The 792-nt window shown below is 37.8% G+C and carries 1 pseudogene; it reads left to right on the top strand.

Annotation, left to right across the window (positions count from 1 at the left end):
- Window positions 1–355: 355 nt before the first annotated feature.
- A pseudogene (locus QL989_RS19130) lies at window positions 356–650 on the top strand (integrase core domain-containing protein); the annotation flags it as partial.
- Window positions 651–792 lie beyond the last annotated feature (142 nt).

The following is a 792-nucleotide window of genomic DNA, read 5'->3' as shown; positions in this document are numbered from 1 at the left end:
CAGTAGTGAAACGAAACAGCGCCGATGATAGTGTAGCATTTGTTATGTGAAAGTAGGACATTACCAGGCTCCAAATAAGAGAAACCCGTTACAGAAATGTGACGGGTTTTTTTACGTCTACAGAAAAGTGAAAACACAGGCGCAAGGTGTAGGGAAATAGTTGTGGTATAGGGAATAACTAGTTGGGAAAATTAATATGTGGCTTAATGCGAATAAGTAACTAAGCTTGTGCGTAATTTGACTTGTTGCCTAACCAGCGTTGAATGATTGGATCTACATACTGAGGTTTATTAGTGTGATTACCAAGGGGTTATGTCGGTTTAATAACCGAGCAACTTTGTCGTAAATAGCATAGTTATATCTCGCTATTAATGATATCGATCATACAAAAACCAAAGCTATGTCACCGTAAACAAATGGTATCTACGAACGCTTCCACAAAACGTTACTCAATGAATTCTATCAAGTTACATTCCGTAAAAAGCTATATAGCTCATTAGAGGAGTTGCAAAAGGGATCTGGGCGAATGGATGATTTATTATAATAATGACCGAACTCATCAAGGAAAAATATGCTGTGGCAGAACGCCATTAGAAACTTTATTAGATGGAAAATTGCTCTGGGCTGAGAAAAATTTAGCTCAAATCTAGACTGACAGTCACCGATTAAAAAACGGGTAACTGTCAGATCAAGTCTGAGCTAGTACACCTTATTATGTTAACACCAAGCGACTTTGTCGTATCTTAATTACCAAGCGATTCTGTCGTAATCGCTAATTACCAAGGGAATTTG

Origin of the sequence: Pseudoalteromonas sp. APC 3224 (assembly GCF_030407535.1) — a bacterium.
In the GTDB taxonomy this organism is placed as follows: domain Bacteria; phylum Pseudomonadota; class Gammaproteobacteria; order Enterobacterales; family Alteromonadaceae; genus Pseudoalteromonas.
This window is presented reverse-complemented; position numbering and strand designations above follow the sequence as displayed.